At 73.2% G+C, this 26,573-nt stretch carries 21 protein-coding genes and 1 tRNA gene; 9 read left to right on the top strand and 13 right to left on the bottom strand.

Annotated features, from left to right (window positions below; all coding sequences use genetic code 11):
- Positions 1–43 precede the first annotated feature (43 nt).
- The 8 genes from prcA to FH969_RS01500 form a co-directional block, all read right to left on the bottom strand.
- Entirely contained in the window at positions 44–760 is a 717-nt protein-coding gene (prcA, locus tag FH969_RS01465) for a proteasome subunit alpha (RefSeq protein ID WP_139985608.1), read from the bottom strand.
- 11 nt (positions 761–771) lie between these two features.
- Positions 772–1,596, bottom strand: coding sequence for a proteasome subunit beta (gene prcB, locus FH969_RS01470; RefSeq protein ID WP_246071636.1), 825 nt, complete (start codon positions 1,594–1,596; stop codon positions 772–774).
- The gene (locus FH969_RS01475) at positions 1,593–1,772 is read right to left on the bottom strand and encodes a ubiquitin-like protein Pup (RefSeq protein ID WP_108719816.1); all 180 of its coding nucleotides are present in this window, start codon (positions 1,770–1,772) and stop codon (positions 1,593–1,595) included. Before FH969_RS01475 ends, prcB begins: the two co-directional genes overlap by 4 nt.
- 34 nt (positions 1,773–1,806) lie before the next feature.
- Positions 1,807–3,489, bottom strand: a complete 1,683-nt coding sequence (dop, locus tag FH969_RS01480) for a depupylase/deamidase Dop (protein WP_139985610.1) — start codon at positions 3,487–3,489, stop codon at positions 1,807–1,809.
- A 168-nt stretch (positions 3,490–3,657) separates the two neighbouring features.
- The gene (gene arc / locus FH969_RS01485) at positions 3,658–5,286 is read right to left on the bottom strand and encodes a proteasome ATPase (protein ID WP_218975228.1); all 1,629 of its coding nucleotides are present in this window, start codon (positions 5,284–5,286) and stop codon (positions 3,658–3,660) included.
- Positions 5,287–5,350: 64 nt separating this feature from the next.
- Complete coding sequence (locus FH969_RS01490) at positions 5,351–6,394, bottom strand: tRNA (adenine-N1)-methyltransferase (RefSeq protein WP_246071640.1); 1,044 nt, start codon at positions 6,392–6,394, stop codon at positions 5,351–5,353.
- A gap of 300 nt (positions 6,395–6,694) precedes the next feature.
- On the bottom strand, positions 6,695–7,828 hold the full coding sequence (locus FH969_RS01495) for a site-2 protease family protein (protein WP_139985614.1): 1,134 nt from the start codon (positions 7,826–7,828) through the stop codon (positions 6,695–6,697).
- Positions 7,825–8,577 (bottom strand): HAD family hydrolase, encoded by a 753-nt coding sequence (locus FH969_RS01500; RefSeq protein ID WP_139985616.1) that lies wholly within the window; start codon positions 8,575–8,577, stop codon positions 7,825–7,827. The genes FH969_RS01495 and FH969_RS01500 overlap by 4 nt, the downstream gene beginning before the upstream one ends.
- A 66-nt stretch (positions 8,578–8,643) precedes the next feature.
- On the opposite strand from FH969_RS01500, the gene FH969_RS01505 reads away from it, so the two are divergent.
- On the top strand, positions 8,644–9,486 hold the full coding sequence (locus FH969_RS01505; protein ID WP_139985618.1) for a PAC2 family protein: 843 nt from the start codon (positions 8,644–8,646) through the stop codon (positions 9,484–9,486).
- A gap of 9 nt (positions 9,487–9,495) precedes the next feature.
- On the opposite strand, the gene mshC is transcribed toward FH969_RS01505, so the two are convergent.
- Positions 9,496–10,806, bottom strand: coding sequence for a cysteine--1-D-myo-inosityl 2-amino-2-deoxy-alpha-D-glucopyranoside ligase (mshC, locus tag FH969_RS01510; RefSeq protein WP_139985620.1), 1,311 nt, complete (start codon positions 10,804–10,806; stop codon positions 9,496–9,498).
- A 220-nt stretch (positions 10,807–11,026) separates the two neighbouring features.
- Between mshC and FH969_RS01515 the strand changes: the two genes are divergently transcribed.
- Positions 11,027–12,016, top strand: coding sequence for a CorA family divalent cation transporter (locus FH969_RS01515; protein WP_180359613.1), 990 nt, complete (start codon positions 11,027–11,029; stop codon positions 12,014–12,016).
- Positions 12,017–12,050: 34 nt separating this feature from the next.
- Here FH969_RS01515 and FH969_RS01520 read toward each other — a convergent pair whose 3' ends face one another.
- Positions 12,051–12,926, bottom strand: coding sequence for an undecaprenyl-diphosphate phosphatase (locus FH969_RS01520; protein WP_108719808.1), 876 nt, complete (start codon positions 12,924–12,926; stop codon positions 12,051–12,053).
- Positions 12,927–12,959: 33 nt separating this feature from the next.
- Here FH969_RS01520 and FH969_RS01525 point away from each other — a divergent pair, with 33 nt between their 5' ends.
- Entirely contained in the window at positions 12,960–13,925 is a 966-nt protein-coding gene (locus tag FH969_RS01525; protein WP_108719807.1) for an aldo/keto reductase, read from the top strand.
- Positions 13,926–13,955: 30 nt separating this feature from the next.
- On the opposite strand, the gene FH969_RS01530 is transcribed toward FH969_RS01525, so the two are convergent.
- A complete protein-coding gene (locus FH969_RS01530) occupies positions 13,956–14,249 on the bottom strand; it encodes a DNA primase (protein WP_108719806.1) in 294 nt (97 codons plus the stop codon).
- Positions 14,250–14,321: 72 nt separating this feature from the next.
- Between FH969_RS01530 and FH969_RS01535 the strand changes: the two genes are divergently transcribed.
- Positions 14,322–14,540, top strand: coding sequence for a DUF5703 family protein (locus FH969_RS01535; protein WP_180359615.1), 219 nt, complete (start codon positions 14,322–14,324; stop codon positions 14,538–14,540).
- A 75-nt stretch (positions 14,541–14,615) separates the two neighbouring features.
- Here FH969_RS01535 and FH969_RS01540 read toward each other — a convergent pair whose 3' ends face one another.
- Together FH969_RS01540 and FH969_RS01545 are read right to left on the bottom strand one after the other, a co-directional pair.
- The gene (locus FH969_RS01540; protein ID WP_108719804.1) at positions 14,616–15,959 is read right to left on the bottom strand and encodes a M20/M25/M40 family metallo-hydrolase; all 1,344 of its coding nucleotides are present in this window, start codon (positions 15,957–15,959) and stop codon (positions 14,616–14,618) included.
- Positions 15,956–18,118 carry a M3 family metallopeptidase gene (locus FH969_RS01545; protein ID WP_108719803.1) on the bottom strand — a complete coding sequence of 721 codons (2,163 nt, stop codon included), beginning with the start codon at positions 18,116–18,118 and terminating at the stop codon, positions 15,956–15,958. The genes FH969_RS01540 and FH969_RS01545 overlap by 4 nt, the downstream gene beginning before the upstream one ends.
- Before the next feature lie 487 nt (positions 18,119–18,605).
- Between FH969_RS01545 and FH969_RS01550 the strand changes: the two genes are divergently transcribed.
- The 5 genes from FH969_RS01550 (at position 18,606) to FH969_RS01570 (ending at position 26,358) form a co-directional block, all read left to right on the top strand.
- A complete protein-coding gene (locus tag FH969_RS01550; protein WP_234417584.1) occupies positions 18,606–20,492 on the top strand; it encodes a glycosyltransferase family 2 protein in 1,887 nt (628 codons plus the stop codon).
- A 6-nt stretch (positions 20,493–20,498) separates the two neighbouring features.
- Entirely contained in the window at positions 20,499–21,233 is a 735-nt protein-coding gene (locus FH969_RS01555) for an efflux RND transporter periplasmic adaptor subunit (protein WP_108719801.1), read from the top strand.
- Entirely contained in the window at positions 21,230–23,347 is a 2,118-nt protein-coding gene (locus FH969_RS01560) for a glycosyl hydrolase (protein WP_139985623.1), read from the top strand. The genes FH969_RS01555 and FH969_RS01560 overlap by 4 nt, the downstream gene beginning before the upstream one ends.
- A gap of 237 nt (positions 23,348–23,584) precedes the next feature.
- Positions 23,585–23,669: transfer RNA gene (locus tag FH969_RS01565), tRNA-Leu, on the top strand.
- A 232-nt stretch (positions 23,670–23,901) separates the two neighbouring features.
- Positions 23,902–26,358 (top strand): GmrSD restriction endonuclease domain-containing protein, encoded by a 2,457-nt coding sequence (locus FH969_RS01570; protein ID WP_199916489.1) that lies wholly within the window; start codon positions 23,902–23,904, stop codon positions 26,356–26,358.
- Positions 26,359–26,573 lie beyond the last annotated feature (215 nt).

Consider the following 26,573-nt stretch of genomic DNA (forward strand, 5'->3'; position numbering starts at 1 on the left):
GGGCGAGCCACGCCGTCGGGAGCCGCCGCCGCGGCCGGCGCGCTCACGCGAGGTCCTGCGACGTGCCCCGCGAGACACTTTGCAGCACCGGGTCGTGCGGGCCGAGGCGACGGAACGCCCGGCCGGGCACGCCGCGCTCGAGCACCGCGGCCTCGAGCTGCTGCGCCTCGATCGGCGCCGGCGCCTCGCCGTCGCGCGCCTCCAGCGCGGTGCGGGCCAGGGCGAACGCGTCCGCGAGGCTGAGCCCGGCACGCCAGCCCTCGCCCACGAGGCGCGTGCGCAGCTCGGCGTCGCCGCCGATCACCACGAACCCGGGCTCCTCGCCCAGCGCACCGTCGAACGAGAGCCGGTAGAGCTGGTCGTCCGCGGGGGTCGGGCCGACCTCCGCGACGACGAGCTCGACCTCGTACGGCTTGGTCTCGGACGTGAACACCGAGCCGAGCGTCTGCGCGTAGGAGTTGGCGAGCGCGTGCACCGTGACGTCGGAGCGGTCGTAGGAGAAGCCGCGCAGGTCCGCGTAGCGGATGCCTGCCACCCGCAGCGACTCGAACTCGTGGTACTTGCCGACCGCGGCGAACGCGATCCGGTCGTAGATCTCCGAGATCTTGTGCAGCGCGCGGGAGGGGTTGTGGGTGAGGAACAGGATCCCGGCGTCGTACGTGAGCACGACGACGGAGCGACCCCGCGCGATGCCCTTGCGCGCGTAGTCGGCCCGGTCCTTCATGAACTGCTCGGGCGAGACGTAGAACGGCGTGCTCATCGGGTCGCTCCTCAGTCCCGTCGCGCCTGGCTGCGCAGCGCCAGGATCCGTTCGACGTGCCCGGCGAGCTCGAGGTCGCCGATGCGCCGGTACCCGCCCTCGTCCACGACGGCGACGACGGGGAAGATGCCGCGCACGAGGTCGACGCCCCCGGTCGCCGAGTCGTCGTCGGCGGCGTCCAGCAGGGACGCGACGGCGATCTCGACGCCCTCGGACTCGGTGAGGTGGGTGTGCCAGAGGTTCTTCAGCGTGCCGCGGGCGAAGATCGCGCCCGACCCGATCGCGTGGTGGTTGCGCTCGGCGTAGCGCCCGCCGACCGCGTCGTAGGAGTACAGGCGGGCCGCGGCCGCCGCGGCGTCGAAGCCCGCGAGCAGCGGCAGGGCGAGCAGCCCGCGCGCCGCGAGCTCGAGGTTGGCGCGCACGAGGTGCGCGAGGCGGTTGGCCTTGCCCTCCAGCGACAGCGGGGTGCCGACGATCTTCTCGTAGTGCTCGAGCTCGAGCTGGAAGAGGCGGACGAGCTCGAGGCCGATGCCCGCGGTGCCCGCGATGCCGATGACGCAGGAGCGGTCGGCGGGGAACACCTTCTCGATCTCCCGGTGCGCGATCATGCTGCCGGCCGTGGCGCGCCGGTCCCCCGCCATCACCACGCCGCCCGCGTAGGACAGCGCGACGATCGTGGTCGCGTGGGTCTGCTCCGGCGCCGGGGCGACGTCGAGCCGCGCACTCACGACGTCGGGCGCCACGACGCGGGCGAAGTCGAGGAACGACATGCCGGACACGTCGAGGTAGGCGGGTCCGAGCCCGCCGCGGGCGCCCGAGCCGTGACCGGCGGTCACTGCCCGCCCTTCTGGACGAACCCTCGCACGAACGACTCCGCGTTCTGCTCGAGGACGTCGTCGATCTCGTCGAGCAGGTCGTCGACCGCCTGCGTGTTGGCCTGCACAGCCGCGGGGACCGGGGCGTCGGGCTCCTCGCCGTCGCCGCGGGCGGGGGTGTGGTGCTGCTGGGTCATGGCCGTCTCCTCCTGCCGAACGGGCTCGTCGATCCTATGCCGAGGCGGGCGCGGCGGACGGGGGGATCGCCTCCGGCGTCGCGCCGGTGAGGCGCGCGAGCAGCGCTCCCGCGTCGGGCGAGGCGTCCAGGAGCGGCCCCAGCAGCGCGCGCGTGCCGCGGGTCGGGTCCGTCATCGGCACGCGCACCAGCGTGGGCTCGCTCGGCACGTCGAGCACGAGCCCGTTCCAGCCGGCGGCGGCCACGGCGTCGGGGTACCGGCGCACGGCCTCGCCGCGGAAGTAGGCGCGCGTGTCGACCGGGGGGTGCACGACGGCGTCGCTCACCTCCTGCTCGGTGGCGAGGGTCGCGACGGCGCCGGCGGCGCGCAGGCGGGCGTAGAGGCCGCGCTCGGGCCGCACGTCCGACCACTGCAGGTCCACGGCGGCGACCTTCGCGTGGTCCCACGCGAGGTGGTGCCGCGCCCGCAGGGCCTCGAGCACCTGGAGCTTGGCGAGCCACTCGACCTCGCGCGCGGCCGCCGGGCGGTCGCTGCGCAGGAGCCCGAGGAGCCGGTCCCAGGTCGCCACGACGCGCGCCTCGTCCTCGTCCAGCCGGTCGGTCAGCACCTGGCGCACCCCGTCGAGGTAGGCGCGCTGGATCTCCCAGGCCGTCGCCGTGCCGCCGTCGGCCAGCTCGAGCCCCTCCTCGAGGGTGAGGTCGCGGCTGACCCGGTGCACGGCGTCGACCGGGTCGGCCAGCGCCAGGCCGGCCCACGCGTCGGGCACCGCGAGGACGCCGGGAGTGTCGCCGTCGGCGGCGGGGTCTGCCGAACCGCCCAGGACCGCGGCCTCGAGCACCCCGAGCACGAGCGACGTCATCCCGAGCTTGAGGTAGGTCGCCGTCTCGGAGCAGTTGGCGTCGCCGATGATGACGTGCAGGCGGCGGAACCGCTGCGGGTCGGCGTGCGGCTCGTCGCGGGTGTTGACGATGGGGCGCCGCAGGGTCGTCTCGAGCCCGACGTGCGCCTCGATGTAGTCGGCCCGCTGCGAGAGCTGGAAGCCGGGCTCCTCCCCCGCCTGGCCCAGGCCCACCCGGCCCGCCCCCACGAGGATCGTGCGGGTGACGAGGAACGGGGTCAGGTAACGCACGAGCTCGTCGAACGGCACGTCGCGCCGCACGAGGAAGTTCTCGTGGGTGCCGTAGCTGGCGCCCTTGCCGTCCACGTTGTTCTTGTACAGGTGCACCTCGGGCGTGTGCGGGTTCGCCGCGAGCGTGCGCACGGCGGACAGCATGACCTCCTCGCCCGCGCGGTCCCACCGCACGCCGTCCAGGGCCGAGGCGACCTCGGGGCTGGAGTACTCGGGGTGGGCGTGGTCGACGTAGAGCCGTGCGCCGTTGGTGAGCAGCATGTTCGCCGCCGCGGGGTCGTCACGCTCGAGGTCCTGCGGCCGGTGCCGCCGCAGCAGAGGGCCGTCCAGGTGGCCCGGGTCCGCGTCGTCGCCGCTGGGCGCGGGCCGGTCCGGGTCGTCGGTGAGCTGGCTGGGGTGGGCCGCGGCGCCGTCCAGGCGCCACCCGCGCGCGTCGCTGAGCGGGTCCTCGCCCTCGTAGCTCCACCGCGTCCGGCTGCGCCGGCCGCTCGCCTGCGCGTACGCGGCCACGACGAGCGCCGAGAGCGCCATCGGGTTCTGCCGCACGCCGTCGCCGCCGAGGATGCCGTACTCGGTCTCGATTCCCATCACCCGCACCCGACCAGGCTACGTCTCCGCCGACACCGACCCTCCCGCTCGGGCGCGACGCCCTCGCGGAGCCGGCGCGACGCCCTCGCGGAGCGGCGCGACGCCCTCGCGGAGCCGGCGCGACGCCCTCGCGGAGCGGCGCAACGCCCTCGCGGACAGGGAGGAGGGTCAGAGGTACTGGCCGGGGTTCGCGATCGTCTCCACCGAGCGGGGCGCCGGCACGGCGGCCGAGCCCGCGATCTTCTGCACGATGGTGCGCACGAAGACGATCCGCTCACCCTTGCGGCCCGAGACACGCGCCCAGTCGTCCGGGTTGGTGGTGTTCGGGAGGTCCTCGTTCTCGTGGAACTCCGCCGTCACCGCGGTGAGCAGGTGCTGCACCGAGACCCCGCGCGGAGCGCCCGCGAGCACGTCCTTGATGGCCGACTTCTTCGCGCGGTCCACGATGTTGCGCATCATGGCGCCGGACGCGAAGTCCTTGAAGTAGAGGACCTCCCGGTCCCCGCTCGCGTACGTGACCTCGAGGAACTCGTTCTCCGCGCCCGTGGAGTACATCCGCTCGACGGTGGCGTCGATCATCGCGGCGACCGTGGCGTCGGCGTCGCCGCCGTGCCGCGCCAGGTCGTCCGGGTGCAGCGGCACGGTGGGCAGCAGGTACTTGGCGAGGATGTCGCGCGCGGCCTCGGCGTCGGGCCGCTCGATCTTGATCTTCACGTCGAGGCGCCCCGGGCGCAGGATCGCCGGGTCGATCATGTCCTCGCGGTTGGAGGCGCCGATGACGATGACGTTGTCGAGGCGCTCCACGCCGTCGATCTCGGCGAGCAGCTGGGGCACGACCGTGGTCTCGACGTCGGAGGAGATGCCGGTGCCGCGGGTGCGGAAGAGCGACTCCATCTCGTCGAAGAAGACGACGACCGGCACGCCCTCGGCGGCGCGCTCGCGCGCCCGGGCGAAGATCAGCCGGATGTGCCGCTCGGTCTCGCCGACGAACTTGTTGAGCAGCTCGGGGCCCTTGACGTTGAGGAACGACGAGCGCACCGCGCCCTCGCCCGCCGCCGCCGAGACGGTGCGCGCGAGCGACGCCGCGACGGCCTTGGCGATGAGCGTCTTGCCGCACCCGGGCGGCCCGTACAGCAGCAGGCCCTTGGGCGGGGTGAGGCCGTGCTCGCGGAAGAGCTCGGGGTTGCCGAACGGCAGCTCGACGGCGTCGCGGATCGCCTCGATCTGGTCGGCGAGGCCGCCGATGTCGGTGAACTCGACGTCGGGCACCTCCTCCAGGACGAGCTCCTCGACCTCCGAGCGCGGGATCTTCTCCAGCACGAAGCCCGATCGCGTGTCGATCGTGAGGGCGTCGCCCACGCGCACGCCGGTCTCGGCGAGCTGTCCCGCGAGGCGGGCCACCCGCTCCTCGTCGGCGCGGCCGACGACGAGCACGCGGTCGGCGCCCATGACCTCCTTGACGCTGACGATCTCGCCCACGTTGTCGAACCCGCCGACGGCGACGAGCGCCATCGCCTCGTTGAGGCGCACCTGGACGCCGGGCCTCAGCCGCGCGCGGTCGACGGCGGGTGAGACCTGGACGCGCATCGTGCGGCCCGCGGTGACCACGTCGGCGGAGGAGTCCTCGTTCGCGGTCAGCAGGACCGCGTAGCTGCCCGGCGGCGTGGTGAGCTTCTCGACCTGCTCCTTGAGGTCGACGAGCTCCTGGCGCGCCTTGACGAGCGAGGCGACGAGCCGCTCGTTCTTGGCCGCGATCGACGCGAGGTTACGCCTGGCCTGCTCGATGTCGTCCGACACGGACCTCTCCTCTCGGCTGGCGGTCAGGGCCTGCCTCCAGGGTAGGCCGACTCGCGCGGGGAGTTCAGTCGGTCTCGTCACCTGGGCGGGCCGTCGCGGCCGACCGGGCCGCTGCGGCCCGCAACGCCGCGCTCTCCCGGCCCGCCTTGCGCGCCTTCTTCTCGGTCACCACGGGCTCGCCGAAGTCGGCCGGGCTCCAGTCGTCCCCGATCTGGACCCGGGCCGCGTCGGCCGCGAGCTGCTCGGCGGCCGCGGCGTCCTCGGTCTGGGTGGCCTTCTGCGGGCGACGGCGCCGCAGCGGCGGCTCGACCCCGGGCGCCATCCGGCGCGCCGTGACGAGGAACCCGGTGTGCCCGACCATCCGGTGCTCCGGCCGCACGGCAAGCCCCTCGAGGTGCCAGCCGCGCACGAGGCTCTCCCACGCCGTCGGCTCGGTGAACCGGCCGTCGGCCTTGAGGTCCTCGGCGAACCGGGACAGCTGCGTGGCGGTGGCGACGTACGCGATCACCACCCCGCCGGGCGCCAGCGCGTCGGCGACGACGTCGATGTTCTCCCACGGTGCGAGCATGTCGAGCACCACGCGGTCCACGCTGCCGGGCACGCGCAGGCGCGGCAGGACGTCGGCGAGGTCGCCCGTGGCGAGCTCCCACGCGGGGTGGTCGGCGCCGAAGAACGCCTCGACGTTGCCGCGCGCGATGACCGCGAAGTCCTCGCGGCGCTCGACCGACAGGAGCGAACCACCGTCGCCGACGGCGCGCAGCAGCGACATCGTCAGCGCACCCGAGCCGACGCCCGCCTCGACGACGCGGGCGCCCGGGTAGATGTCGGCCATCGCGACGATCTGGCCGGCGTCCTTGGGGTACACGACCGCGGCGCCGCGCGGCATCGACAGCACGTGGTCGGCGAGCAGAGGGCGCAGCGCGAGGTAGGCGACCCCGAGGGTCGTCTCGACGACGGTGCCCTCGGGCCGGCCCACGAGGTCCTCGTGCCGGAAGTAGCCGCGGTGAGTTTGGAAGGACCCGCCCGGGGTGAGGGTGATCGTGGCGGGCCGGCCGCGCGGGTCGGTGACCTGCACGCGGTCTCCCCAGCGCAGCGGGCCGCGGCGCAGCGCGGCTCCGGTGGGCTCGGCGCGCGGCTCGCCGTCGTGCGCGGCGGCCGGCTCGCCGTCGTGCGCGGCGGCCGGCTCGCCGTCGTGCGCGGCGGTGGACGCGCCGTCGAGAAGGTCCACTGCCTCGTCGTCGTGCTGGTCGTCGCTCGGGTCGGTCACGGGCGACGAGCCTACGGGAGGCCTCCGGCGGCTCGAACGCGCACCTCGAGCACCCCACCCATTCTCGCGACGGGTGGGCGCTCGATCGAGCCACCCGATCAACGGTCCATCCGCTCATCCGTGCCGCGAAGGCGCTGCGCGCTACCGCCCCGGCGGCTGCAGCGCGGCGAGCAGGACGTCCCGCGGAACCACGCCGAGCACGCCGTGCTCCGAGACGGCGACGAGCACGTCGCTCGCCCCGATCCCCCGCGCTACCTGGCCGAGCGCGGCCGATCCCTGCAGCGCCGTGACCACCGCGGTGGCCGGCAGCGCGCGCGCCACTGCGGTGAGCGGCGTGCTCGGCCGGACCGGCCCCGGGACCGCGGCGAGGGCAGCGGGATCCGCGACGCCCACGACGCTCCCCGCGGGGTCGACGAGCACGATCGCCGGCGGGGCCACGCCCCACGGCGCGGCCGGGACGGCGGCCACGCTGGCGCGCACGTCCACGACCTGCGCGGGCCGCAGCAGAGGTCGCAGGTCGAACCCGGCGGCCGACCGACGCGCGCGGCCCAGCCGGATCGACTGCGAGGCGCCGCTCCAGACGAGGTACCCGATCACGGCGGCCCACGCCGCGCCCATGAGAGTGGGCTGGCGACCCTGCGCTAGCGGCACGAGCAGGAACCACGCGACGATCACGCCGGCGAGCACGCGTCCGACCCAGCCGGCGCCGATGGCGCCGGTGTCCCGGTCGCCGGTGACCTTCCAGACGAGCGCCTCGAGAATGCGTCCGCCGTCCAGGGGGCTGCCCGGCAGGAGGTTGAACACCGCGACGATCGCGTTCGTGTAGGTCAGCGACGCGAGGATGACGGCGGGCAGGCCCGGCTCGACCACACGCAGCAGACCCCAGCCGACGACGGCGAGCACCCCGTTCGCCAGCGGTCCGGCGGCCGAGACCAGGGCCGAGACGCCCGGGGTGCGCAGGTCCGACCCGAAGCTCGTGTGACCGCCCCAGAACGTGAGCACGTACTCGCGCACCGGCAGCCCGAGCGCCTTCGCCGCCCCGCCGTGGGCGAGCTCGTGCGCGAGAACGGAGGCGAACAGCAGGATCGGGAAGCTCGTCGCGGCCAGCACGGCCACCGGGGTGGACAGCCGCGGCGCCGCGAGTTGCACGGTGGGCAGGAAGAGCAGCGTCAGGACGGCCGCGACGAGGAGCCAGCTGGGCGCGAGGTAGACGGGCGTGCCGCCCACGCTGCCCAGTCGCCAGCGTCGGGCGCCACCCCCACCGGCGATCGTCACGAGAGCTCGGCGTGCGGGGTGCTGGGCTCGTCGGGAGCGTCCGCTGCGTCGCCTGCGTCTTCCGCGCCGGCGGCGGCCGCGCCGGCGGCGGCCGCGAGCAGCCCGGCCAGGTCAACGCCGTCCAGCGTGCTCAGCCGCGCGAGGCCGGGTCGGGCGGGTACGTCCACGAGGTAGGGCACCGCGACGGTGCGGGCGCCGGACGCGAACGCTGCCTGCACCCCGGTCGCCGAGTCCTCGACGGCGACGCAGTCCGTGATGGCGACCTCGAAGAGCTCCGCGGCCCTCAGGTACGCCTCGGGGTCGGGCTTGCCCCGGGTGACCATGTCCCCGGCGACGATCTCACCGATCGCACCCGCCGGCAGCACCGCGGCGACCACCTCGGCCTGCACGCGCCAGGACATCGTGACGATCGCCTGCGGGATCCCGGCAGCGTGTGCCTCCTCCACCAGGGATCGGGCGCCGGGGCGCCACACGGGCCCGTCTCGCTCGACCCTCGCGTTCACCTCGCCGACGAGCCGGCGGGCGATCTCGAGCGGGGGCAGGTCGACGCCCCGGTCGCGCATGATCTCGGCGCTGACGAGGAGGTCGTGGCCGACGAGGGTGAGCCCGTCCTCGTGGCTCCATGGCACGCCGTGCGAGGCCATGAAGTCCGTCTCCGCCTGGATCCAGATCGGTTCGGTGTCCACGAGAGTGCCGTCCAGGTCCCAGAGGATCGCGGCCGGGCGGGGGGTGCGGAAGGCGTCGGTCACCGGGCCATTCTCGCAGCCGCGCGGCGCCCTCCCCGAGCTCCGGGGACCGACTCGTACGCTAGGCGGGTGACCGACCTGACGCCGATCCTCGTGCTCGCCGCCTTCGAGGGGTGGAACGACGCCGGGAACGCCGCGAGCGACGCCGTCGCCCTGGTGGCGACCGCCTGGGACGCCCGCACCGTGGCCACGCTCGACCCGGAGGACTACTACGACTTCCAGGTGAACCGGCCGATGGTGACGCGCGGCGACGCCGGGGCCGAGCTCGCCTGGCCGTCCACCCGCGTCTCGGTCGCCACCTCGCCCGTGACCGGCCGGCGGGTCCTGCTCGTCCAGGGCATCGAACCCTCCATGCGCTGGCGGCAGTACACGGACGCGCTGCTCGACGTCGTCGCACAGTGGTCCGGCGAGGCGGCGGGCGTCCCGACCGTCGTCGGGGTCGGCGCGCTGCTGGCGGACGTCCCGCACACCCGGCCGATCCCGGTGCAGAGCACCTCGGACGACCCGGCCGTGCAGGAGTCGCTCGGCCTGGACGCGTCGGAGTACGTCGGCCCGGTCGGGATCATCTCGGTGCTCACTCACCTCGCGGCGCAGCGCGGCATGCAGAGCCTGTCGGTCTGGGCCGCCGTGCCCCACTACGTGGCGCAGCCGCCCAGCCCCAAGGCCACCCTCGCGATCGTGTCGGCGCTCGAGGAGGTCCTGTCCGAGCCGCTGCCGGTCGCCGACCTCGTCGACGAGGCGCGGGCGTGGCAGCGCGGCGTGGACGAGCTCGCCGAGGAGGATCCAGAGATCTCCGAGTACGTGCAGCAGCTCGAGGAGGCCAAGGACACGGCCGAGCTGCCCGAGGCGACCGGCGAGGCCATCGCCCGGGAGTTCGAGCGCTACCTGCGCCGCCGCGACCCCGGCCGCTGAGCCGGTGCGCTAGAGCGCGACGCCGAGCAGCGCGTCCACGGCGTCGCGCACGAGCCGCGGGGCATCGGGGTCGACCGGCTCCCCGACCGCGGTCCCCATCCCCCCTGCCGACGGTCCCGTGACCTCGCCGACGACGGCGCAGCGCGCCCAGGCGTCCACCGCCACCAGCGCGCGGGGTGCGTCGAGGTCGTCCGCGAGCGCGGCGCGCACGGCGTCCAGGAGCGCGGCGCCGTCCGGACCGGAGGGCTGCGCGACCGCGGCGCGCCAGAGCGCGAGCCGCTCGCGCGCCGCGACGAGGTCGCTGTCGGCGTACTCCCAGCCCTCGCGGTAGTGGTGCGCGAGCACGGCGAGGCGCACGGCCATGGGGTCCTCGCCGTCGGCGACGAGCCGGGAGACCAGCACGAGGTTGCCGCGCGACTTGCTCATCTTGTGGCCCTCGTACGCGATGAGCCCGACGTGCACGTGCGCGCGCACCGGCCGCGCCGCTCCGGTGAGCAGGCGCAGGTGGCTCACCGACATGGCGTGGTGCGGGAACGCGAGGTCGGCACCGCCGCCCTGGACGTCGAACGGCGCCCCGAGCGTGCGTGCGGCGATCGTCGCGCACTCGATGTGCCAGCCCGGCCGTCCCGCACCGAGGGCGTCCCCGTCCCAGGCGGGCTCGCCGTCGCGCTTCGTGCGCCACAGCAACGGGTCGAGCGCGTCGCGCTTGCCCGGCCGCTCGGGGTCCCCGCCGCGCTCGGCGAACTCGGCGAGCCGCTGCTCGCGCCGGGCGGGATCGGCGACGTCGAACGCCGGGTCCGCGGCGAGCGCGGCGTACACGTCGCCCTCCCCCGCGCCGTCGGCGGCGTCGGGCGGGGCGGGCACGGCGTACCCCGCGCCGTCGGCGACGAGCCGCTCGACCGCGCGCACGACGTCGGGAATCGTCTCGACCGCGCCGAGGTAGTCGGTGGGCGGGAGCACGCGCAGGTGCGTCATGTCGGAGCGGAAGAGGTCGGTCTCGCGCTCTGCGAGGGCGCGCCAGTCCTCGCCCGTGGCGGCGGCGCGCTCGAGCAGGGGGTCGTCGACGTCGGTGACGTTCTGGGTGTAGCGCACGTCGTAGCCCAGGTCGCGCCACGTGCGCACGAGCAGGTCGAACGTGAGGTAGGTGGCGGCGTGCCCCAGGTGCGTCGCGTCGTAGGGCGTGATGCCGCAGACGTAGAGGCTGGCCCGCTCGGGGCCACCGACCGGGAGGCTCGCGCCCGTGACGGTGTCGGTCACGCGGACGGGCCGGGAGGGGCCGGCGGGCAGGACGGGGACGTCGGGGGTCGGCCAGGAACGCACCGGAGAACCCTAACCGCGCGGCCGCGCCAGCTCCGCATCGCGGGTGCCGCGGGCCGCCACCTCGCGGATCGGCTGTGCGACCACGTGCGCGACCACGTGCGCGACCACCGGCATGGCCGCCCGCACGACGGCGGCGCCCCGTCCGTGCCGAGCCGAGCGCCTCTGCGCGTCGCGCGCGGCGGCGCACACCGCCGGTCGCCGCCGGGCGCACAATGACCCCGTGCGCACCGAGTACCGACTGACCGACGAGGGTGAGCTCCTCGACCCGCGCACCACGCCGCCGGAGGTCTTCGCCGCGGCGCGGCGCCGGTGGATCGTCGAGCTCCTGCCCACGGACCCCGGTCGGTGGCGCTCGATCCAGACGGACGCGCTCAGGGAGTGCGGCATCAGCACCGATGCCGGGATGTCGCTCAAGCACCTCGCGGACACCGTCCTGGGCGCGCACGTGCCCGCGTCGATGCCCGACGACGTGATCGCCATGCGGGTCGCGATGCCGAAGCTGTCCGACGGCGTCTCGCCCGTGAAGGCGCCGATCGTGAACATCATCACGCAGCGCGACCGCGCCGTGACGTCCTCGACCGACTCCGGCGCGCTCAAGAAGCTCGTGGAACGCGTGCGCAGCCTGCCGCCGGCGCGCCGGCGGGGCGCGTTCGTCGTCGTCCGCTCGCTGCTGTCGCTGTCCCTCGAGCACGCGACCGACGTCGCCGACCGCGTCACCGCGCGCACGGCCGAGCTCGAGGACCAGGTGTTCTCCGACGTCGACGACGACGACGTCACCACCGACATCTACCGCCTCAAGCGCGCGATCGCCGACGGTCGCCGTCGCCTGCTGCCGGTCATCAACCGGCTCAGCCTCGTCACGGAGGTGGACGACGCCGAGCTCGGCGAGGACGCCGTGGCCCACCTCGAGCGCATCGAGGCCGGGTTCCGCCGGGTGGCCGACGCGCTCGACACCGACGACCGCCTGCTCGGGGACATGCTCACCGCGCAGATGACGCTCGTACAGGTGCAGCAGAACGGCGACATGCGCCGCATCTCCGCCTACGCCGCGCTCATCACGGTGCCGACGCTGATCGCCGGGATCTACGGGATGAACTTCGACCACATGCCCGAGCTGCACTGGCTGCTGGGCTACCCGGCCTCGCTCGCGCTCATGCTGGTCGTGGTGCTCCTGCTGCGGCGCGCGTTCCGCCGGTCCGGCTGGCTGTAGCGCGCCTCGACGCCGGGCCGCCCGGCGTCGTGCCTCAGCTCCCCGCGGTCGGCGTGAGCGCCCCCGTGAGCAGGAGCAGGACGATGAAGCCCGCGAGCGCGAACCGGTAGACCGCGAACGGCACGTAGCTGCGGGTGGAGACGAAGCGCAGGAACCACACGATGACCGCGAAGCCGACCACGAACGCCACGATCGTCGCGAGCAGGGTGGCTCCGCCGCTCACCGCGAGCGTGGTGTCGGTGTGCCCGCCGAGCGCCTTCGCCAGCTGGTACAGGCCCGAGCCGAGCACCGCGGGGATCGCGAGGAGGAACGAGTACCGCGCGGCCGCCTCGCGGGTGTAGCCCATCGCGAGGCCGGCGGTGATGGTGCCGCCGGACCGGGACACACCGGGGATCAGCGCCATCGCCTGCGCGAAGCCGTAGAGGATGCCGTCCCGGCCGTCGAGCGCCGTGAGGTCCTTCGTCTGGCGCCCCCACCGGTCGGCCAGCCACAGCAGCGCACCGAAGAACGCGAGCGTGAACGCGGTGAAGCGCAGGTCGCGCAGCGCGCCCTCGATCGCGTCCTGGAAGAGCACGCCGAGCACGACGATCGGGATCGAGCCGGCGATGATCAGCCAGCCCATCCGGGCGTCCGGGTCCTCGAGGCGGAAGGGGCTGCGCCAGCCGTCGGGACCGCGCAGCTCGCGCAGCGTCTGGAACCAGCGCGTGAGGATCCGCCAGATCGTGTACCGGAAGTAGACGATGACCGCCAGCTCCGTGCCGATCTGGGTCACCGCGGTGAACGTGGCGCCCACGTCCTGCCCGTCGAGCATGAGGGCCCCGACGATGCGCAGGTGCGCCGACGAGGAGATGGGGAGGAACTCCGTCAGGCCTTGCACCAGGCCGAGCACGACTGCTTGCCACCACGTCACCCGGTCAGGGTAGGGGTCTCGTAGGCTCCAGGGATGCAGCCACGGCGATCAGGATCCAGTGGGCTGAGTCTCTCCCCCGTCGGCCTCGGCACCATGACCTGGGGCCGCGACACCGACGTGCACGAGGCTCGGGCCCTGCTCGAGGCCTACCTGGACGCGGGCGGAAAGCTCCTGGACACGGCCGCCGGCTACGGCGAGGGGCGCGCCGAGGCGACCGTCGGCGAGCTGCTGGGCGACGTGGTCGCCCGGCGCGACGTCGTGCTGTGCAGCAAGGCGGGCGTGCGCACCACGCGAGACGGGGTGCGGATCGACGCGGGCCGCGGAGCGCTGCTGGACGACCTTGACACCACCCTGGCGCGCCTGCGCACCGACCACCTGGACCTCTGGCTGGTCCAGGCGCCCGACCCGCGCACTCCGGCGGAGGAGACGGTCGGCGCGCTCGTGCACGCCGTCGCCACGGGGCGCACCCGGTACGTCGGCCTGTCCAACCACCCGGGCTGGGCGACGGCGCAGCTCGCCACCCTCGCACGCGCCGCGGGCGTGCCGTTGGCGGGGGTGGAGGTGGAGTACTCGCTGCTCGAGCGCGGCATCGAGCGGGAGGTGCTCCCCGCGGCGGACGCGCTGGGGCTAGGGGTGCTCGCCTGGTCGGCGCTGGGGCGCGGGGTCCTCACCGCCAAGTACCGGCGGGTGCGCCCCGCCGACTCGCGCGCGGCGTCCGCGCACCTGCGTGCGTTCGTGGAGCCCTACCTCACCGAGCGCGCCGCGCGCGTCGTCGAGGCGGTCGCGACAGCGGCGTCCGGGCTCGGGCGCAGTCCCGCCCAGGTGGCGCTGGCGTGGGTGCGCGACGCGCCCGGGGTGACGTCCGCCCTGGTCGGGCCGCGCACCGCGGCCCAGCTGGCGGACGTCGTCGACGCGGCCGACCTGGTGCTGCCCGAGGAGATCCGGGCGGTGCTGGACGAGGTGACCGCGCCGCCCGCGGGGTACCCCGAGCGTCGCTGACGCGTCGTCGCGAGGACGAACGGCGGGGCGTCAGGCCTCGTCGCCGTCGAAGTCCTCGTCGTCGTAGTCCTCGTCCGAGTCGCCGTCCTCGTCCTCGTCACCCTCGTCGTCGTCCTCCTCCTCGTCGTCGTAGACGTCAAAGGGGGTGTCCACCCCGTAGGCGGTGAACAGCGCGTCGTCGTAGGTGTCGAAGGCGTCGGCGAGGGTGCCGGCGGTGGTGAGGACGGGTTCGGCGTCGGGATCCCGGTTGATGCGGGCCGCCTCCAGGTGTGCCTCGAAAGCGGCGACGAGGCGGTCGAGGGCGGCGCGCGGGTCCGTAGCCATGCCACAACCCTATCGGTCCGTCCGGCACAATGGCACGACCACGACCCCGCGGGAGGAGCCACCTTGGACGCAGTGCCCACGACCTCGTCACGCGGCGCCACACCGCCGCCGCCGCAGGAGTTCCGCGTGCTGACGCTTCCGCGCGAGGCAAGCCGCTCGGAGGTCAGGACACTGCTCACCCAGGAGGCCGAGTACGGCCACTGGGAGCTCGCGCGCTCGGTGCTCTACGTCGGCGGGGTGCGCAAGGTCTGGCTGCGCCGCCGACTGCACCGGGTCGCCTCCACGCTCTGAGCCCGGCCAGCCGGCGACGCACCGGGTGCGCGGCCGGCAGCCACAACCCCGCGCCGGGCACGCGCCGCGCAGCAGTCAGCAGGTGCGCAGCAGCCGGTCCAGCACCCGCGTCCCGAACGTGATCGCGTCGACCGGCACGCGCTCGTCCACCCCGTGGAACATGCCCGCGAAGTCCAGCTCGGGCGGCAGGCGAAGCGGCGCGAACCCGTAGCCCTCGATGCCCAGCAGCGAGAGCGACTTGTTGTCCGTCCCGCCCGAGAGCATGTAGGGCAGCACCCGCGCACCCGGGTCCTCGGCGTCGATCGCCGCGACCATCGCGTCCACGAGGTCGCCGGTCGCGGGCGCCTCGAGCCCGATGTCGACGTTGATCTCCTCGATCCGCACGCCGTCGCCCGCGAGCGTGCGCAGCGTCTCGAGCGTCTCGCGCTCGCGCCCGGGCAGGAACCGCACGTCCACGACGGCGGAGGCCTGGCCGGGCACGACGTTCGCCTTGTAGCCCGCGGTGAGCTGGGTGGGGTTGGCCGTCGTCGCGAGCGTCGCGCCCACGAACTTCGACGTCGTCCCGAGCGCCGCGATGAGCCCGTCCGCCGAGGCGGGGTCCTCGGGATCGAAGGACGTCCCGGTGAGATCCGCCACGCCGTCGAGCAGGGCGCGGACGGTCGGGGTGAGCTCGCGCTCCCAGCGGTGCGCGCCGATCCGCGCGACCGCACCGGCGAGGCGGACCACGGCGTTGTCGACCGGGACCTGCGAGCCGTGCTGGGCCGTGCCGTCGGCCACGAGGCGCAGCCAGGCGAGGCCCTTCTCGGCGGTCTGCAGGAGGTAGGCGCGCCGGCCGTCGATCTCGACGGAGAAGCCGCCGACCTCCGAGATCGCCTGCGTGGCGCCCTCGAAGTAGTCCCGGTGGTGCTCGACCGCCCAGTGCGCGCCGAACCGGCCACCGGCCTCCTCGTCGGCGAAGAACGCGACGACGAGGTCACGCGGAGGCTTGCGCCCCGTGCGCGCCATGTCGCGCAGGACCGCGAGCATCATCGCGTCCATGTCCTTCATGTCGACGGCGCCCCGGCCCCAGATCAGGCCGTCCATCTCCTCACCGCCGAACGGGTCCATCTTCCAGTCGCTCGCCTCGGCCGGCACGACGTCGGTGTGGCCGTGCAGCACGAGCGCCGGGCGGGAGGAGTCCTCGCCGTCGATGCGGAGCAGGACCGTGGTGCGCCGCGGCTGCGACTCGACCACGAGGGGGTCGTAGCCGACCTCCGAGAGCAGCGCGGCCACGTGCTCGGCGGCCGCGCGCTCCCCCGGCCCGGACCCGTCGCCGTAGTTGGAGGAGTCGATCCGGATGAGCTCGCGGCAGATCCGGACCGCGTCGGCCTCGACGGCGCCGAGGCGGCCCTGCTCGCCCCTCGCCTCGCCCGCGCTCACTGCAGGCCCCGGCGCACGAGCAGCGGCGTGAGGTCGGCGTCCCGGCCGCGCAGGTCGCGGAAGAAGCCGAGCGGGTCGCCGGTGTGGCCGCGGGACAGCAGCACCTCGCGGAAGCGTCGCCCGCGCGCGGCGTCGAGCCCGCCGTTCTCACCCTCCTCGAACCAGGCCTGCGTGTCGGCGTCGAGCACCTCGCTCCAGATGTAGGAGTAGTAGCCCGCGTCGTACCCCCCGCCGAACGTGTGGTTGAAGTACGTGGACCGGTAGCGCGGCGGGACCTGCGGCACGTCGACGCCGTACCGAGACAGCGCCTGCACCTCGAAGGCCGCGACGTCGGCGACGTCGGTCGGGACCTCCTCGGGCGTGAGCTGGTGCCAGGCCTGGTCGAGCAGCGCGGCGCCGAGGTACTCCGTGGTGCGGAAGCCCTCGCCGTACCGGGCGGCCTCCTGCAGGCGCGCGACGACGTCGGCGGCGAGCGGCTCGCCCGTGGCGTGGTGGCGGGCGTAGCGCGCCATGACCTCCGGGTGCGTGGCCCACATCTCGTTGACCTGCGACGGGTACTCGACGAAGTCGCGCGGCACCGCGGTGCCCGAGAGGCTGGGGTACGTCGCGTCGGACAGCAGGCCGTGCAACGCGTGGCCGAACTCGTGGAACGCCGTGTTGACCTCGTCCCACGTGAGCAGGGTGGGCTCGCCCTCGGGCGGGCGCGGCACGTTGAGCGTGTTCGTCACGACCGGCCGGGTCCCGAGCAGGCGGGACTGGTTGACGAAGCTCGTCATCCACGCGCCCCCGCGCTTGCCCTCGCGTGCGTAGTAGTCGCCGAGGAAGAGACCCAGCCCGGCGCCGTCGGCGTCGCGCACCTCCCACACCCGCATGCCGTCGGCGTAGGTCGGCAGGTCGAACCGCTCGGTGAAGGTGAGCCCGTAGAGCTGGGTCGCGGTCCAGAACACGCCGTGCTCGAGCACGCGCCCCAGCTCGAAGTAGGGCCGCAGCGCCGCGAGGTCGACGTCGTAGCGCTCACGCCGCACCCGCTCGGCGTAGTGCGCCCAGTCGGCCGCCTCGAGCGTGGCGCCGGGGACGTCGACGGCGAGGCTCACCTGCAGGTCCTCGGCCTCGGCCCGCGCGTTGCGCACCGCGGGCGGGGCGAGCTGGGTGAGGATGCCCATGACGGCCTCGGTGCTGCCCGCCGTCGCGCCGGCCGCGACGTACGCGGCGTGGTGGGGGTAGCCCAGCAGGCGGGCCCGCTCGGCGCGGGCCCGGGCGAGCGCGAGGATCGCCTCGCGGGTGTCGGACGCCGGGTCGACGCCGCTGCCCCTGCTCTCCGAGGCCCGCTGGACTCGACGGCGCAGCTCGCGGCTGTCGGCGTCGACCAGCACGGGCTGCGGGGTCGGCAGGATGAGGGTGACCAGGTGGTCGGCCGCGCTGCCTCGGTCGACGGCGGAACGGTGCAGCGCCGCGCGGTCGCCCTCCGACAGGCCCGCGAGCTCCTCCCCGGAGTCCACGGCCACGGCGGCCGCCGCCATGCCCGCCACGACGCGCTGACCGAACTCGGTCTGGCGCGCGGTGATCTCGGCGTTGAGCTCGCGCAGCCGCGCCGTACCGGCCTCGTCCAGGCCGACACCAGCCCGCCGGGCGACCTCGCGCCGGCGGTGCAGCAGCCAGGCCGCCTCTGGCTCGAGCGGGGGGTGGGAGCCGTCCTCGACGGCGGCCGCGAGCGCGTCGTAGCGCGCCAGCAGACGGGGGTCGAGCTCGAAGGAGTCCCAGTGCGCCGAGAGCAGCGGGCTCAGCTCGGCGTCGAGCGCGTCCAGCTCCGCGCCGCCGACCGAGGACGTGTACACCCAGAACGTGCGCGTCGCCCGCGCGAGCAGCTCACCCGAGCGCTCGAGCGCCTCGAGGGTGTTGGCCAAGGAGGCGGGCGCCGGGTCGGTCGCGATCGCCTCCCACTCGGCGCGCTGCTGCGCGATGCCGGCGAGGATCGCGGGACGGAAGGAGTCGACGTCGACCCGGTCCAGCGGCGGGAGCCCGTACGGCAGGTCCGACGGCTGCGCGAGCGGGTTGCTCGGGTCGAGCTCGACCTGCCCGTCGAGCGCGTGTGTGAGCGAGGGCACAGGGTCGGTGGGGACGGCGTCGGGCAGTGCTGCGGACTCGGTCTCGGCGGGCATGGCTCCATCTTGCCGCGCGGACCGACCTGACCGTGCGATGACCGAGGGCGCACCGGACGTTGCCGGACCGGGGATCCCGCACAGACTCACGCTTGACCTGGGCTCGACCAGGCCCGCACGACGTCGACGAACGACCCGCGCTCAGCCCTGGTGTCCACGTGACGAGACGCCGCTCTCACGAGCGTGACGCACGTCTCGGGGCCGGTAACCGGCGGGTTTCGCGCGTGTGGAGATCCGGCGCGCGCGCTTGCACAGGCACCGAAGTCCTGTCACTTTGGTAGCGGCCGGGGGGTCGCCGCTGCGGAGTCCCACCGACCGTGACACCCAGCACGACCGGAAGCAGGCGGCACCGTCTGCTCGAATCAGCACCACCCGCACGACCTGTACCGCGGTCCCCGTGCGGACCGCGGTCGGCACCGGAGCCAATGCGAACGGCTCCGAGGAGTCGGTCGCCGCCCGACTTCTTCCAGCCGACAGGAGCGCCGCCGTGACGACGTCCCCGACCCCTTATGACCGCCTGATGGAGCGCGAACGCCTGCGCGACGCCGACGGCGCGACCGATCTCGAGCCGCGACGCCGCTCGACCTCACCGGTCGAGTCGCCGTCGCTCATGATGCTGGTGTTCCTCGCGACCGCCGGCGTCCTGGCCTACTGCATCTTCCTGCTCAACCCGGCGAACCGCGGTGACCTCATCCCGTACGTCCTGGTGATCACCGCCGAGAGCGTGGTGGTCTTCCACGCCCTGCTGTCGATGTGGACGATCCTCAGCTCCGGCTACGATCCGCGGCCGTTCGGCTTCTACCAGGCGCAGCGCACGCTGTACGACACCGCCCGCATCACGCGGCGCCAGCAGCAGCTCAAGCCTCACGAGTGGCGCATGTTCCTGGACCAGAAGGAGATCTCGGTCGACGTCTTCATCACCACCTACGGCGAGGACCTCGAGACGATCGAGCGCACGCTGCGCGCCTGCCTGGCGCTGCAGGGCCGGCACGAGACGTGGGTGCTCGACGACGGCCGCAGCGACGAGGTCCGTGACCTCGTCGCGCGCGTCGGCGGCCGCTACGTCCGCCGGCTGTCCAGCCACGGCGCCAAGGCCGGCAACGTCAACCACGCGCTCTCGATCACGAGCGCGCCCTTCTACGCGATCTTCGACGCCGACTTCGTGCCGGAGCCGGAGTTCCTCTACGAGACCGTCCCGTTCTTCGAGGACGAGAAGGTCGCGTTCGTCCAGACGCCGCAGACGTACGGGAACCTGCGCTCGGCGATCTCACGCGGCGCGGGTTACATGCAGACGGTGTTCTACCGCTTCATCCAGCCCGGCCGGAACAAGTTCAACGCGGCGTTCTGCGTCGGTACCAACGTGATCTTCCGGCGCAGCGCCATCGCGTCGATCGGCGGAATGTACACCGACTCCAAGTCCGAGGACGTGTGGACCTCGCTCAAGCTGCACGAGCAGGGCTGGAAGAGCGTGTACATCCCGATGGCCCTCGCCGTCGGGGACACCCCCGAGACGATCGAGGCGTACACCAAGCAGCAGCAGCGCTGGGCCACGGGCGGGTTCGAGATCCTGATCACGCACAACCCGTTCTCCCCGAGCCGCAAGCTCACGTTCGACCAGCGGCTGCAGTACTTCGTGACGGCCACGCACTACCTCACGGGCATCGCCCCGCTCGTGCTGCTCCTGGTCCCGCCGCTGCAGATCTACCTCGACCTCGCGCCCATGAACCTCACGATCTCCACCGGGCAGTGGGTCCTGTACTACTGCGGGTTCTACGTCATGCAGATCATGATCGCGTTCTTCACCCTCGGCTCGTTCCGGTGGGAGGTGCTGCTGCTCGCGAGCGTCTCGTTCCCGATCTACGTCCGCGCATTCTGGAGCGCACTCACGCGCAAGGACCAGAAGTGGCACGTCACCGGCGCGACCGGTCGGCGCACCACGCCGTTCGCCTTCATCGTGCCGCAGCTGCTCATGTTCGTGTTCCTGCTCGTCACGTCGGTGGTGGGGATCCTCAAGCAGGAGCAGACCGGCATCTTCACGTTGGCGCTGGCCTGGAACATCACGAACACGCTCATCCTGTTCGGCTTCCTCCTCCAGGCCATGCGTGAGGAGAGCGAGCGCCGGCGCCCGACGGCGAGCACCACCGCCCCGGTCGTCAGCGGTTCGCGCCGTGGTCGCCGCGCCGCGGGCGGCCGTCCCGATGCCGGCCAGACGACCGAACCGACCACCGACCCGACCGACCCGACCACCGACCCCACGCTCGACCCGGCATCCGAACCGATCGACCTCGACGACGAGACCCCCTCCCCCATCGCCGCCGCCACCGCGACCCCTCGTTCGGGTCAGGGCGGTCTGGCCCAGCCCCAAGGAGTGTGACTCGCCATGTCCCTTCGATCTATCCTCTCGCTCACCGTCGGGCTGCTGCTCGTGCTCGCGGTGACCGCCGGCGGCACACTGCTGCTGGACCGTCGCCTCGCCCAGGCAACCAGTGAGACAGCGTCCGTCGCGGCCGGCACGCTCGACGTCGGCACCGACTTCTCCGGAACGGTGAGCGACACGCTCGTCGCGACCGGCGACGAGGTCACCGTCGGTGAGCCGCTGTTCACCGTTCAGGCTCCCCAGCTGCAGAAGGCGCTCCGCGAGGGCTCCTCGATCAGCATGAGCACCGAGGCCTACCAGGTCGCCGACGACGGCACGGTCACGTACCTGTCGCCGGGCAACGGCGTCGTCACTGCCCTGACCGCCACGGACGGCACGTTCGTGGCGACCGGGACGACGATGGCGACCATCGCCGTCGACGACTCGCTGTACGTGTCCGCGACGTTCGACCTCACGCCGCGCGAGTACGCCCGGATCGAGCAGGGCGCCGCGGTCGAGATCGCGCTGCCGAACGCGACCACCGTGGCCGGCGCCGTCGAGTCGGTCACCGTGCAGACGATCGAGGGCCGCGCCCTCGCCACCGTGACGGTCGCCTCGCCCGAGCTGGCCGCGGAGTCGATCTCAGGCTTCTACTCCCCCGGCACCCCCGTCGTCGCACGGATGGCGTTGGAGGACACCGGGCCGCTGGCGGTGCTCGCGGATGCGATCACCAACTTCGGGAAGAAGATCGGCCTATGAGGCGCGCACGCGTGATCGCGCTGACCGCCGGCTGCTCGCTCGCCCTCGCGGCGTGCACGACGTCGGCCGCGGAGCCCGGCACCGACGCCGCGTCGAACGCCGGCGCAGCGGGGTCGTCGGACGCCGGCTCGGCGCTGGCGGCCGGAGACCTGGGCGTGCTCGCTCCGGCGAGTCAGGACGAGGCGCTCGAGGCACTTCCGGCGGTGTCGCTCGCCGAGCTGCCCACGCCGCGCCTCGCCGACGGCGTGACGCCGCCGACCAACCGGTGGTACTCGAGCCTGGCGTTCGGCGAGGTGGGGCTGCCCGTCTTCCCCCTCCCGATGTCCGTCAAGGCGACCGAGGCGGGGTTCGCCGTCGGGCTTCCCGAGGTGACGGCGACCGAGACGACCATCGCGGGCGCGCACGTCGACCGCGTGGCGGTCGACCTCGGCGCCACCTCGTACGTGGTCTCGGCCGCGGACCCGGTCTCGGTGACGCTGGACTACCTCGACGGCGCCGGGACCGTGCTCGCGCACGTCCACCTGGCCGCGGGCTCGCCGTACGTGTCGGTGACGGCCGCGTCCGACCTCGACCTCACCCTCGCCTCGGCGGACGGCACGGCGTGGACCGAGCAGGACGCCGGCGACGCCGACGGAACGCTCGCGACCACGACGTCGGGCACGGGCACCTACGCGGTGCTCGCGCCCCAGGCGCCGTCGGCCGACGGCGCGCTGTCGCTGGCTGCCGGGGCCTCAGCCGTGCTCTGGGCGCTCCCGCCCGACGGCGAGCCCGCCGACCTCGCGCCGTACGCCGCGGTCGTCACGGGCGTCGACGTCGGGGGCAGCGTCTCCGACTCCGGCGCGACCACGACGCTCACGTACCGCACCGAGGGGGACGCGACGACCGCCGTCGTGCGTCTTCCCCACCAGGGCGGCTGCACGGACGGCGACCCCGTCGGCACCTACGAGGGGATCTACGGGCCGATGCCCGTGTGCGTCGGCTCGGCGCCGTCGTGGCAGGTGCCGACGGTCGACGTCGCGACGGGTCTGGACGTGTCCGGGCTGACCGGCGACGAGCGCGCGGAGCTGGCCACCCAGGTGGCGGCCGACCTCGACGCCACAGACGTCGCGGCGCTGGCCGCCGACACGTACTTCGGCGGGAAGGCGCTCTACCGCCTGGCGCAGCTCGCGGAGCTCGCCCAGGGCCTCGGTGACGACGAGCTCGCCACGCGTGCGCTCGGGATGCTCAAGGACGGGATGGAGCCGTGGACGCAGGTCGACGGCTGCACGGAACGCTCGGAGCGCTGCTTCGGCTACGACGCGACGTGGAAGGGCGTGGTGGGACAGGCGACGGCGTTCGGCTCGGAGGAGTTCAACGACCACCACTTCCACTACGGGTACTTCCTCTACGCCGCGGGCGTGCTCGGCTCGCTCGACCCGAGCACCGTGTCCTCGATGCAGCCCGTGATGGACGCGCTCGCCGCGGACATCGCGGCGACCACGGGCTCGGACCGGGTGCCCGCGCTGCGGGTGTTCGACCCGTACCAGGGCCACTCGTGGGCCTCGGGCATCTCGCCCTTCGCCGACGGCAACAACCAGGAGTCCTCCTCCGAGGCCGTCACGGCCTGGGCGGGCCTGGAGCTGTGGGGCGAGGCCAGCGGGAACGCGACGCTGGCGGACCGCGGGGCGTGGCTCGTGGCCAACGAGGCCGCCTCGGCGCTCGCCTACTGGGTGGACCCGAACACCGCGGACATCCCGGGCGCCGAGACCTTCTCGCACGAGGTGGTCGCCATGAACTGGGGCGGCAAGCGGGACTACGCCACGTGGTTCTCGCCCGAGCCGGCCGCGATGGCGGCGATCCAGCTGATCCCGCTCTCGCCGTCGGCGGGGTACCTCGGGACGTCGGACCCGGAGCACATCCGGGCGGTCGTGGCGGAGGCGTTCGGGGGTTCGGTGGACCTGCCGAGCTCACCGCCGCAGTTCAGCGACTACCTGCTTGCCTACCGCGGGCTCGCAGGAGCCGACGACGCGGCGACGGCGCTCGAGCAGGCGCGCACGCTGCCGGAGGACTCGATCGACGACGGGTTCTCGCGCTCCTACCTGCTGGCGTGGCTCATGGTGCTGGCGGCGCAGTAGTCCTCTGCAGCGAGCGCGCCGAGGTGATCGCGAGGGGCGGGTGTCCGGCGGGGCGCCCGCCCCTCGTGCGTCGGGGCGGCGTCGAGCGGTCAGCCGCGCCGAGCTGTGCCGCGCCCGTCCGCTGGTGCCCGACCCCGCGAGCTCGCCCGGGCCGCCGCCGATTTCAAGTCACGGCTTCCCGCGTGCTAGGGTCTTACCCGCTGCCTGGGGCCCGACGGGGCCCAGGAAGCACCACTCGTCCGGGTGGCGGAATTGGCAGACGCGCTAGCTTGAGGTGCTAGTGCCCGTATAGGGCGTGGGGGTTCAAGTCCCCCCTCGGACACGGTGAAAGGCCCGGAACCGCAACGGTTCCGGGCCTTCGTCGTACTACCCGGGCCGGCGTGGGTGCACCCGCCTCGCCCGCAGCAGCCCGACCGCCGCGTCTCCCGGCGGCCCCTGCGGTTCCGGCCTGTCCAGCCGTTCGCGTGCGCTCTCTCGGCCGCCACACCGTGGCGCGGCACGTGCGACGCAAGCGCGTTCTCCACCCGTCGGACAGGCGCGGCAGGATGGCGCACGTGGAGACCAATGTCCGGACCCCGATGCAGATCTTCAGCCTTCCGCAGCAGCTGGTGGTCCCGCTCTTCCAGAGGCCGTACGTGTGGGAGCAGGAGGAGCAGTGGGCACCCCTGTGGAGCGACATCCGTCGTCTCACCGATCTGCGGCTCCGCGACCCGTACTCCACGGCCACGCACTTCCTCGGGGCAGTCGTCGTCCAGGCCCACGAGGGCCAGCTCGGCACCATGCAGTCCAGCAACATCATCGACGGACAGCAGCGGCTCACCACCCTCCAGGTCGTCATGGACGCCACAGCGGCTGTCCTGGAGTCGGTCGGCCTCGACTCCCTCGCCGGGCAGCTCCAGAGCCTGACCCACAACCAGGCCACCTTCGTGCCGGCGGGCGAGTCCAGCCTGAAGATCCGTCACACCAACCGTGACCACGCCGTGTTCGACGAGGTGATGGACGCCGACCCGCCCGTCGACCACTCGGCCCTGAAGCACGCCACCTCCAGGATCACTCGAGCGCACGAGTACTTCACCGACGAGATCACGACGTGGCTGGGCGAGACCGACGAGGCAGACCGCGCCGTGCGGGCGAACGCCCTCGTCGCTGTCCTCACCAGCGGGCTTCAGCTGGTCGCGATCAACCTGACCGCGGCGGAGAACTCCCAGGAGATCTTCGAGACCCTCAATGCGCGGGGCACTCCGCTCACGGCCGCGGACCTGATCAAGAACTTCGTCTTTCAGCGGCTGGCCCTTGAACGCGCCGACACCCACCGCGCCTACGCGGAGCACTGGCCGTTCGACACCAAGTTCTGGGAGACCGAGGTCAGCGTCGGGCGTTACCGGGTCAGCCGCGGCTCCCTGTTCCTCAACCAGTGGCTCGTGTCCCGCCTGGGTGAGGAGATCGGCCCGCAGCAGACTTTCACCCGGTTCAAGGCGTACGTCGAGCACGACGCCGTCCAGACGATGACCGACCTGCTGCCGACCATCAAGGAGCAGGCCGATCTTTACCAGGCCTGGACCGTCGCCGCGGATGAGAAGGACCGGCAGCTGTCCGTGGTGGAGATGTCCGTCTACCGGATGAGGGCGAGCGACCTGGAGCTGCTGAAGCCCCTCCTGATCTGGCTCCACGCGCCCGGGCGGCAGCTGCCGCAAGCCGTGGTCGATGGTGTCGTTGCTGCGGCCGAGAGCTGGATCATGCGTCGCATGTTCCTTCGCCTGACGACGTCGGATCTCGGTCGCGTCGTCGCCGAGCTGATCCGGGTGCACGGCGACGCCCCGGCAGTTGAGTTGGTGGAACGGGTCCGCGGCCACCTGTCCCGGATCAACGTCACCAGCAGCTACTGGCCTGGTGACGAGGAGATCCGAGCGGCGTTCGCCGAGGAGGCCGTCTACCGCCGGTTCAAGGTGGCGCGCCTGCGCCTGTTCCTCGAGGCGGTCGAGAACGAGTACCGCCGTGGCACCAACCAGCCGCAGGTGTCACGCCGCGGATACCCCATCGAGCACGTCCTCCCGCAGAGCTGGCAGGAGAACTGGCCCGTCAACGGACTCGACGCCGAGCTCGACCGCGCGGCCCACGTCCACCGACTGGGCAACCTGACACTGCTGACCACCTCGCTGAACTCGAAGGTGTCGAACTCGGCGTGGAGCCACAAGCGTGAAGCCCTGCGCGACCACGACACGCTGCTGCTGAACAGTCGGCTGCTGAGCCAGTCAGCCGACCAGGAGTGGACGGAAGGCCTGATCGATGCCCGCTCGACGCAGCTGATCGAGACCCTGCTGGCCGTGTGGCCCGTCCCCGAGGGTCACACCGGGGAGGTGGTCGACCCCCGCGACAAGACTCAGGAGTGGGTCGAGGTGAAGCACCTCGTCGCAGCGGGGCTGCTCGAGCCCGGTACCCGCCTCACGCCGCGTCAAGGAAGCTGGGCGTCTCGAGATGCTGTGGTCGGTGCAGACGGGCTGCTGGACGTCGACGGCAAGCTCTTCGGCTCACCCTCCGCGGCAGGCCACCACGTGAAGGGCAGCGTGACGAACGGCTGGACCTTCTGGCGCATGCCCGACGGCCGCCGGTTGATCGACGTCCGAGCCGTGTTCCAGGGCGAGAAGCCCTCGGAGATCCGCTGGGCCGCCGCGCTGCCGCGAGTCGAGTGGACCGAAGAAGACCTCGCGCAGTACGCCAGCGAGGCCCAACCGCTGACTCTGCGGCTGCTCGACCACGTCGCCCTCGAGCGACCCGACGAGCTGCTCACGGGCGCGGACTTCGCGGCCCTCGGACTCGCTCCCGAACAGTTCGCCGGGTTCACCGGCGCGATGGCACGCAAGGTCTACAACGACTACGAGCGGTCGAACCCGCCGATCGAGTTCGTGGACTCCGACGGACGCTGGCACTACCGAATGCCGCGAGACACCGCCGAGGCCTGGCGTTCGGTGCGCATGCTCGGGACCACCTCGCGAAGCTCGAGCACGGCCTGAACTCTCCTAGTCGCTCCTCGGCGACGTCAGTGGTCTGTGCCGCTTGCGGATCTCGGGACGGCGTGGATCCCGGTCTTGAGCGGCACCGAACGCGCACCGTGCGCGCCGCACCGATGGCGCCGAGTCTCGCCTCAGCCCGGATCCGCCGGTGTGGTTGGCGGGTCGTGAGACGCGAATGCCCTTCTGACCTGGAACGATAGGACTTGTCGACGGTC

Origin of the sequence: Miniimonas arenae, assembly GCF_006351005.1 — a bacterium.
GTDB lineage: Bacteria > Actinomycetota > Actinomycetes > Actinomycetales > Beutenbergiaceae > Miniimonas > Miniimonas arenae.